Source organism: Flavobacterium sp. LM4 (genome assembly GCF_002017935.1).
Lineage (GTDB): Bacteria > Bacteroidota > Bacteroidia > Flavobacteriales > Flavobacteriaceae > Flavobacterium > Flavobacterium chungangense.
This window is the reverse complement of sequence record NZ_MUFW01000010.1, coordinates 1-8,702: the sequence shown is the minus strand read 5'-3', so window position 1 is coordinate 8,702 and position 8,702 is coordinate 1. Positions and strand designations below refer to the sequence as shown.

Genomic DNA, 8,702 nt, shown 5'->3' with positions numbered 1-8,702 from the left:
AGTGATTGATTTGAACTTAATTTGGATATTTTTTGAACTTTTTCTTCACAACTAGCTAAGAGAAAAATAGTTGTAAGTAATGTAAATTTAATTGTCAATTTTTTCATTTTCAGAACTATTTGATTTAAGCTTGCCTATAACGTCAGTCTGTGAAAAAACCTCTTCAAATTTAGAAAGTATTCGGAGAGCTACCGGAGAAAAATCTCAAATATGAGATTCTCAAGACGTTGATTTTAGTTTTTTCACAGCCTGACGTTCCCACGCTTGGCGTCAGTTGCGAACTTCGGAACTGATTACTTTCTGTTAAAGATAAAATTTCTTGCGAAATGTGAACGTGAATTTACCACAAAATTCGCAATTGCGCCAAACGTGTGTTGGCAGTAGTGTTTTTACTTTCCTTTTTGAGTATCCAAGATTTTTGCGCAACTTCCATAATTGCGTATGGTTTGCTAACAAAAACATCTTCTTGATATTCCACTTCTCCACCAACTAAAATTGAATAGTCTTCTTCATTTTTGTCAAAACTATTTCGACACCTTCTAAAACTTGGTTTATTTCATCTTTCAGTTGTGCTAAAAATTCTATTTCAAAATATTTATAATAATCAACAGCGATAATTAGTTTGTATTTATCAATAAATTTTTCATCAACTTTAAAAAACTCTCTTTTATGCACATAGATTGATTCAGGAATATGTAGCGACCAATTTCTCAACTTATTAAATTCTCCAATTATTAATTCTTCTTCTTGACTTAAACTACTAATTTCTATGTTAAGGATTCGTTTGTTTTTATAAAGTAACTTTCTGAATTTTCTATATGAAACTGCTTGTTTAGTTTCATCTCCAATTAAATTAAAGATGTATTGGAATAATCGACTTGTTTTATCACTAATTGACTCGAAAAATTCAGTTTCAACTAACTTTTTGTCTGCATTGTTTTTCAATATGAGTTCTATTTCATCTTCATATTTTTTAAGCCTTTTGCTTTTCTGAATAGTGTCAATTATTAATTCTGATAAGTAGAAAATATAATCTTCCTTGACTTTAAACATATAAATTTTGGAAGTGTTATTTCTCATTTTTGGTTGTGTTTTTTGAGCGGTTTCGTAACATTCTAACTAACGTTTTATAGATATCTAAAAACTAAATGGTTATAAAGTTAAAATCATCGACTTTGAATTGATGTTTTTCCATTTGTTTTTGTATTCTTTTTTGTACCGCTAGTTTTCTTTTTTCGTCTAAATATAAGTAATTTTCTGGATTATAGTATGAGGTATTTTTGACAATCATATTCCAAATGATTATACCTAATTTTCTTGCTGTTGCACTTATGGCAGACACTCTTCCTTTTCTAAAATTAATTCGATGAAAAAAGTCTCTCAGAGGTGTTGATTCTTTTAAATTCCCGATGGCATTGGCAGCATTTCGTAAGGCTATTTTCAAGCGATTACTCCTTTTGGCACGCGACTGCTGAGTACTTTTCCACCGCTTATTTTATTGTTTGGAGTAAGTCTGAGCCAACTTGCAAATTGCTTGGCTGTGCCGAATTTTTTGATCCTTCTAAACCTACTTCGCTCATTAATGTAAGTAAGGTTTGATGGCTAAATCCTTATATTTTAACAAATCTACTCCTTCGGAAGTATTGATAACCCATCAGGTTTAAATCAATATTTTTAGGTGTGTTTTTATTGACTCTTTTGTGAATTTTCGGATCCGTGTAATGTTGCTTTTTATTGTTGTTGCTATCAATCTGGTCTTGAAGTAATTTTTTTATTTCTATATCGCAGTCTTTGATCTGATTTTGCAGATTTTGATACATCTGGTATTCCTGCTTTAGAGCAAATAGATAATCTTTACGGCCATTGCTTTGGAGTGCTTTTTGCATTTCTGCTTCACTTTTTTTACAGTTTCCGTTTCTTAAAGAGGCTAATTTCTGGGCATCAGTTTCTCCATTGCAAATGGCTTCTATCATCTTAAGTCCCGTCAAACCACAAATATCTTTAACAATTATATCCAATCGAAGATTGAGTAAACGAAGGTATTTTTGCATTTTCTTGCTTGTGTCAGCAGCAAGATCAATTAAACCAGCTCTGTGTCGGCAATAAGTTCGCAGTTGTTCAGTTTGTAAATCCGGCAAAAAACTTCCAGATAATAGACCGATGGAATGTAATTTTTGTATCCATTGGCAGTCTTGTACATCGGTTTTCTTTCCTTGATGTTTTTGGTAAATTTTCCATTGCACAATATCACTTGAAAACCATCGCTGAGCAAAACAGCATATAATGCTTGCCAATAAGTGCCTGTACTTTCCATTGCTACGGTTTGGATGCCATTTTCTTTAAGCCAATTTGATATTGCTTTGAGGTCGTCATTATAAACACCAAACTCTCTTACGTGTTCTTCTTTTTGACCAACAGCTACAAAATGACTCCTGCTACCGGATGTCTATTCCTGCAGTTTTAGGATTGACAATCTCCATCGAAATTTGATTTTGTTCTTTCATTCTGATTCTGAACATTTAAATTTTAAAAAACACTCAAAGAGGAAGTTCTTTCGGATAAATAGAATATTCTAATCGGGGTTACAAAAAAATGTACCACCACTGGAGGTATCACACACTTCCCAACCAGGATTACACTCGTGCTATTATGCAACAGTTTACAAATCGGCCTTGCAATGAGTGTAGCTAATTTATGGATTTTTTTATGCAATGGCCGTTAGCTTCGGGAGGTAAGGCACGCGGACTATGGGGGATTACTGCCAACGTCAGTCTGTGAAAAAACCTCTTCAAATTTAGAAAGTATTCGGAGAGCTACCGGAGAAAAATCTCAAATATGAGATTCTCAAGACGTTGATTTTAGTTTTTTCACAGCCTGACGTTCCCGCGCTACAAGTAGTTTGGGACTAAATTAAGCCCTATTTTCGGATTTGCCAAATATTCCCAAATACAAAACCAATTTCAAATTAAGCCTAATACCCAAATTGCTTGTAGCGTGTGTTGGCAGACGTTTATTTTTTTATTCAAATAGTTTCTCAAATTCTTTTTCGCTAATTTCTTTAAAATCAATAGTTTCTTTTGATTTTTCACCAGTAATAAATTTCGATTTATAAACAAATATCTTATTGTTAATTACTGAAACTGCAATTAGTTCAACATTTAAACCTATAGGAATATTGTCAAATTCCTGTTCATCCTTATATTTTTTGTTTTCATCATAGTAAACATTGTGTACAACAGAATTTATGTCTCTAAAAACTAAATATAAATTCGAACAGATTAAATTTTTATTTTCAATAAATTCATATTCAATTTTTGTCTTATTATCTATTTGATAAAATTTATCACAATTAATCCAACCAAAATTCTTTAATTGTACAGAATTATAAATTCTGTCATTAAGTTTTGAGTTTTTAATTATTACTCGGTTTATTTTTCTCTCTTCTTTTGTTAAAGGTTTTGTCTCGCTTACATCTTCTTCAACTGGATATTCGGTTAAACTATCTTTAACAATTTCTGTTACTAATTTTGGGGTTGTAAATTTAGTTTTTGTGTTTTCCCAATTCATAATTCCTAAACTATCTTTTTTACCATAGAATAGAAACATTTCATTTTCTGTTAACTTTGGAAAATCAACTTTTAAAAATTTATTATTTTTTAACTTGAGCTGTTTTCCGTTAGATTTCATATTTATGAAATAAGCTCCACCAGAAACAAGTAATTTTCCGTTTGAAATAGTTTGTGCATTTGATTTTAAAAGTTCTTTTTGATTTGTAAGTTCTTTTAATTCAATTTCTATATTTTCTCCAATATTTGTACCGTCAATATTTTCAAGTTCTTCAGGATTTACATAAATAGTTGTTCCTAATTTACTTTTAACTTTGGTTTGTTTTTTTGATGAAATAATAAATATTTGAGATTTAACTTCAAATTTTTTCAATTCAGAATTTAATTTTTCTATTTCATTAGCTAAATTCAGAATAGCATGATTTTCCGTTTTTGTAGTTTGAAGTTCTTCTACTTTATTTTCATTTTTACAATTTGTAAAAACCAAAATCATTGTGATTAAAAGCAATATTTTTCTTTTCATTCCGGATTTTTTTTAAATGTCTGCCAACGTCAGTCTGTGAAAAAACCTCTTCAAATTTAGAAAGTATTCGGAGAGCTACCGGAGAAAAATCTCAAATATGAGATTCTCAAGACGTTGATTTTAGTTTTTTCACAGCCTGACGTTCCCACGCTACAAGTAGTTTGGGACTAAATTAAGCCCTATTTTCGGATTTGCCAAATCTTCCAAATACAAACCAATTTTTCCATTAAGCCAAATCCCCAAATTGCTTGTAGCGTGTGTTATGGGCAGTTTTTTTTATTTACAATGTTCGGCAATTCGTTCTTTTGCATATTCTGCACCATTTTCAAGTGCTTTACTCCAATTTTCACAAGCTTTCTTTTTGTCTTTTAAATTGAAATAAGTATTTCCTAAGTTAAAATATGCTTGCTGTTTTTCTTCTTGCTCCAATTTTTCAAGTTTCAAAACTGTTTCATACTCAGTAATTGCTCCTTGATAATCTCCGTTTTGGTCCTTAAGACCGCCTCGGTTTATTAATGCACTAACAAATTTTGGTGCAATTTCAATTGCTTTGTCATAATCTTTAAGTGCAGATTTCCAAGTGTAAAGTTCGTTTTTGACAATTGCTCTTGAATAATAAGCATTTGGTTCTTTTGAATCTACTTCTATTGCCAAAGTCCAATTAAATATTGAACCGCTTAAATCCCCTTTGTTATAACATTCTAAACCTTTGTCAAAATAATAATCAGTTTTTGTAGGGTCCAAAATTGGAAATTTTGCTGTTTTTGAATCAGCAAGTCCACCATAAGCGTCAATTGTAGCGTCAAATTCATAACCTCGCTTGTACATATCTAATGCCCAATATAGTAAATTGTCCGCTGTCATTGGAAACTCATTTGTTTCTCCATTTATTTCCCAAAGTTTATCAAATCTTTTTACCTCTTTAACTGAATATGGATAATGAGCTTTAAGAAATTCACCCAACTTTATTAGATTTTCTTTTTTGTCTGAAACAAAAGTAAAATCCATTTTTGTCATTGTGTTGTTTTTAAGTCCATTCTTAGCCATATTATTAAAAACATCTTCGGCAGAAACCATTTCTTTACCAAATCCATCAACGAAGTCGTCCCAAGTAATATATTTATTATCCATTTTTTTCTGTCCGAAAGCTGTTAATGTTGATAGTGAAAATAAAATTATTAATAGTTTGTTTTTCATTCGAGGTTTCTGTTTCAAAATTGCCCATAACGTCAGTCTGTGAAAAAACTTCCGTTTTGTTGTAAACAAATATAGGGAAGTATTGTTTAAAAACAGGATTTTTCGTATTTTTCGTAATGCAACATATACAAGGAATTTCCCGCCAACAAATGCGTTTTTCAAGTTTAGAAGATGCAATATCTGCCGATAATCAGGTTCGTTTTATAGATGCTTTTGTAACCTTTTTAGATTTGGAAAAACTTGGTTTTGCAGTTACTTCTATTAAATCAGAAGGTCGACCGAGCTATAATATCAAAGTGTTTTTGAAAATCTATTTATACGGCTATCTCAATGGATTAAGAAGTAGCCGCAAACTGGAAAAAGAATGTTTTAGAAACATTGAAATGCAGTGGTTGTTAGAAGACATTCGACCGAACTACCACAGCATATCTGATTTTAGAAAGAACAATCCTGCAGCATTAAAAAACTTGTTCAAACTCTTTGTCGTTTTCTTGAAAGATGCCGATTTAATAGCAGGGGAAACCATTGCTATTGATGGAACTAAAAGCCGAGCGCACAATAGCCGTAAAGCTAATTTCAATCAAAAGAAAATAGATAAACATTTAGAGTATATCGAAATCAAAACCCAGCAATACCTTGATGCTTTGGAAGAAAATGATGCAAAGCATAACCCTGAAAAAATCAAAAACATCAAGCAGAAAATTGAACGTTTAAAACAAAACAAAATCCGCTATGAATTACTGGAAGAAAAACTAGAAGCAAGTGGCGAACCTCAAATAAGCACCACCGATAGTGATGCCAGAGCCCTATTAGTGCAAGGGCAAGTGGTTGAAATCTCATTTAATATGCAGGCTGCAGTCGATGCCAAACACAATCTTGTGGTAGCCACTCATACGATCAACAAGAACGATCGTAGCGCTTTATCTGCCATTGCCATAGAAGCCAAAGAAAATTTAGGAATTGAAACTTATACTGCATTAGTGGACAAAGGCTATCATAATGGCAAACAAATAGAAATCTGCAAAAAAGCGAACATCACTACAATTGTAGCACAGCCCGAACAGGGGAAAAATAAAGAAAGGATAGCTGAGGGTTATTTGATCTCGAAGTTCCAATACGACCAAACCACCGACACCTATACTTGCCCTGAGGGAGAAACGCTTAAAACCACAGGTCACTGGCACAAGAAAACTGATAGCGATAGTTATGAATTCAAGAGATACCGAACATCCAAGTGCAGGGAGTGTCCCGTAAAGCAGTTATGTACCAGCAGAGTGGCTGGACGAGATATAGACCGCAGTCAATATGCTGATGCCGTAGAAGAAAACAACAAACGTTATCACGCAAATCCACAGCTCTACCGCAAGCGTCAGGAAATCAACGAGCATATCTTTGGGACTATCAAACGGCAATGGGGCTATAATCACACTAATTTAACAGGATTGGAAAAAGTAAACGGAGAACACAGCTTAATTATGTTGGTCTATAACATTAAACGCAGTATCAATATACTGGGCGTTCCCGAACTTATTGCAAAACTTCAAAAATGGAACTCACCCTACAAGGCAAAAGTCTTGTTTTTACTAAAAACGAGTTATTTAAAGCTTCATACAACAACTAATTTTTATCCCGAGAAATTAGCAGCCTAAAAAAAGTGATTCAATATAAGGCTTTATTTGAATTACAGTAAAGTAAAATCTAGAGGTTTTAACTGGAAAAGGAGGTTTTTTCACAGCCTGACGTTCCCGCGCTACAAGTAGTTTGGGACTAAATTAAGCCCATTTTTCGGATTTGCCAAATCATCCAAATACAAAACCAATTTCAAATTAAGCCTAATACCCAAATTGCTTGTAGCGTGTGTTAGCAGGCGTTTTTTTACTTCTTTTTCAAGTAAATTTCTATAACTCCATTTTTTCCTTTTTCGCCGTATTTTTTGGTTGCGCTTATATCTTTTAAGACATTTATCGATTCTACGTCATCAGGTTTTATTTCGGCGATAATTTCTTCGGTCACTTCTTTACCTTCGACGATATATAAAGGTTTGTTTTTTTGAGTGTTTTGTTGAGTTGAATAACAATCAGAAACAATATCAATTCCTTCTATTTGTTGTTCGGAATAATATTTATCATCTATTGGATAACGAGGTTCTTTTTGCTTATTTAATTTTACATAAAAATAAATTTCTTTGTTTCTATTTATTCCTAAATAATCAGAACAACCACGAGAAGTCCAAATGTCTAAACTATCATATTTTGCGATAAGTTCCCCCGCTTTAATGTTCTTTAAGTCTACATATTTTCCGTCAGGTAAATATCCCTTGAAATCTTTTGTTAAATGAATTTTCCCAATTGAATTTAAATCTTTACGATATTTCTGAAAGATAACACCTGGATATAATTTTGAAGTATATCCAATTCTATTTTCAAACCTTCCATCTTGTACAAAACCATCTGAACACAAATCCATTTCTTCCAAATTGATTTGTTTTAATTCAACATCATTTTGCTTTAAGTTGTCTAAAGTTAGTTCGCACAATTTTATTTCGGAAAGTTTGATGTCATTTTTCTGTTGGGAAATAGATTTTAGACTAAACAATAAAGCTAGAAATAGAAGTCCTTTTTTCATTTGATTTTTAGTGGTTTTTAGTTTTCTGCGGTAAAATGCCTGCTAACGTTCCGGCGCTTGGCCTTTACTTTGTAAAGCATAAATTTTGTAAATTTCTCAAAGGAAAGCAGAAGTGAACTACGCGCTTGGCCAGACTCATGATCCATACCTCGCATTAGTCTTCTGCTCCTCCTTGAGTTTTGTTGAATGGCTTCAAATAGAATGATAGACAACGGGTCTAATAAAGGCTTTAAAGCAAATTCAACTTTTTATTTCACTTAAAATCAAATGTATGAAAAGTATTTATTTTTTGTAGGGATTGATGTTTCTAAGTCAAAATTAGACGTCACTTTTCTTGAGAAGCCATTAGGAAAGAAAATAGTTCACTTTGTGGTAAGTAACGACAACAAAGGAATTAAAGAGATTGTAAAGCAGCTAAACAATCGAAAAATTGCTTTAGAAGAGGTGTTGATCAGCTTTGAAGATACGGGTGTTTATTCACTTCCTTTGGGATGTTATTTGACACGGTACAAGATCGATTATTGGATGATTCCCGCCATTGAAATCAAACGCAGCAAAGGAATCTCCAGAGGGAAAACTGATAAAAATGACTCTAAAGATATTGCATTTTATACCTTAACACATTTGCACAAGTTGCGATTAACACAGCTTCCAGAGTTATCATTAATGGAACTTAAATTACTTTTTACAGAACGTGAAAAACTACTTAAAAGCTTGCGTATCATTGGAAGTACCAGTGAAGGAATCGGTTATATTCCCAAAGAAGCTATGGGTGATGTTTTAAAAATTAA

9 protein-coding genes and 1 pseudogene are annotated in these 8,702 nt (G+C 32.5%); 2 read left to right on the top strand and 8 right to left on the bottom strand.

The features are described from left to right. Nucleotides 1-489: 489 nt before the first annotated feature. The 7 genes and pseudogenes from BXU10_RS24545 to BXU10_RS24530 all read right to left on the bottom strand — a co-directional run bounded on the left by BXU10_RS24545 (nt 490) and on the right by BXU10_RS24530 (nt 5,286). Nucleotides 490-1,080, bottom strand: a complete 591-nt coding sequence (locus BXU10_RS24545) for a hypothetical protein (RefSeq protein WP_078230068.1) — start codon at nt 1,078-1,080, stop codon at nt 490-492. 64 nt (nt 1,081-1,144) lie between these two features. Next, complete coding sequence (locus BXU10_RS25540; RefSeq protein ID WP_223255577.1) at nt 1,145-1,444, bottom strand: hypothetical protein; 300 nt, start codon at nt 1,442-1,444, stop codon at nt 1,145-1,147. Further along, on the bottom strand, nt 1,441-1,557 hold the full coding sequence (locus tag BXU10_RS25535) for a transposase (protein WP_223255578.1): 117 nt from the start codon (nt 1,555-1,557) through the stop codon (nt 1,441-1,443). The genes BXU10_RS25540 and BXU10_RS25535 overlap by 4 nt, the downstream gene beginning before the upstream one ends. A gap of 53 nt (nt 1,558-1,610) precedes the next feature. Beyond that, nucleotides 1,611-2,243, bottom strand: coding sequence for a transposase (locus BXU10_RS25530; RefSeq protein WP_223255576.1), 633 nt, complete (start codon nt 2,241-2,243; stop codon nt 1,611-1,613). Between the two features lie 20 nt (nt 2,244-2,263). Then, nucleotides 2,264-2,371 (bottom strand): annotated as a pseudogene (locus tag BXU10_RS25675) (hypothetical protein); the annotation flags it as partial. Nucleotides 2,372-3,018: 647 nt separating this feature from the next. After that, a complete protein-coding gene (locus tag BXU10_RS24535) occupies nt 3,019-4,089 on the bottom strand; it encodes a hypothetical protein (RefSeq protein WP_078230067.1) in 1,071 nt (356 codons plus the stop codon). 276 nt (nt 4,090-4,365) lie between these two features. Next, on the bottom strand, nt 4,366-5,286 hold the full coding sequence (locus BXU10_RS24530) for a tetratricopeptide repeat protein (protein WP_078230065.1): 921 nt from the start codon (nt 5,284-5,286) through the stop codon (nt 4,366-4,368). A 116-nt stretch (nt 5,287-5,402) separates the two neighbouring features. On the opposite strand from BXU10_RS24530, the gene BXU10_RS24525 reads away from it, so the two are divergent. Then, nucleotides 5,403-6,935 (top strand): IS1182 family transposase, encoded by a 1,533-nt coding sequence (locus BXU10_RS24525; RefSeq protein WP_078230063.1) that lies wholly within the window; start codon nt 5,403-5,405, stop codon nt 6,933-6,935. Between the two features lie 226 nt (nt 6,936-7,161). On the opposite strand, the gene BXU10_RS24520 is transcribed toward BXU10_RS24525, so the two are convergent. Next, nucleotides 7,162-7,911, bottom strand: a complete 750-nt coding sequence (locus tag BXU10_RS24520; RefSeq protein ID WP_078230062.1) for a hypothetical protein — start codon at nt 7,909-7,911, stop codon at nt 7,162-7,164. Nucleotides 7,912-8,178: 267 nt separating this feature from the next. Here BXU10_RS24520 and BXU10_RS24515 point away from each other — a divergent pair. Further along, on the top strand, nt 8,179-8,702 hold a 524-nt coding region (locus BXU10_RS24515), incomplete at its 3' end, for a transposase (protein ID WP_145953341.1).